Source organism: Paraburkholderia phymatum, from assembly GCF_040965635.1.
Lineage (GTDB): Bacteria > Pseudomonadota > Gammaproteobacteria > Burkholderiales > Burkholderiaceae > Paraburkholderia > Paraburkholderia phymatum_B.
In genome coordinates, this window is sequence record NZ_JBFRCH010000163.1 from 1 (window position 1) to 255 (window position 255).

Annotated in this window: 1 protein-coding gene; it reads right to left on the minus strand. The window is 69.8% G+C overall.

The window, feature by feature from the left end:
* A partial coding sequence (locus AB4Y32_RS40620; protein ID WP_368726597.1) for a thioesterase domain-containing protein occupies positions 1-255 on the minus strand: 255 nt, incomplete at both ends.

Below are 255 nucleotides of genomic sequence, written 5' to 3' on the forward strand. Positions count from 1 at the left end.
CGCCAGCGCGCTCCAGCGGTCGCGCGATCTCGCACGCGCTCAGCCCGCCGAGCGAATAGCCCGTCACCGAATACGGCCCGTTCGGCTGCACGGCGCGCATCTCGTCGATGTAGCAGGCAGCCATTTCCTCGACGTGCCGCTGTGTCGGCTGCTCTCCATCCAGGCCGCGTGCCTGCAATGCAAAGACCGGGCGCGGGCTGCGCAGTGCGTGGACCAGCGCCCAGCATTCCATCGCCGAGCCGCTCAGGCCGTGCA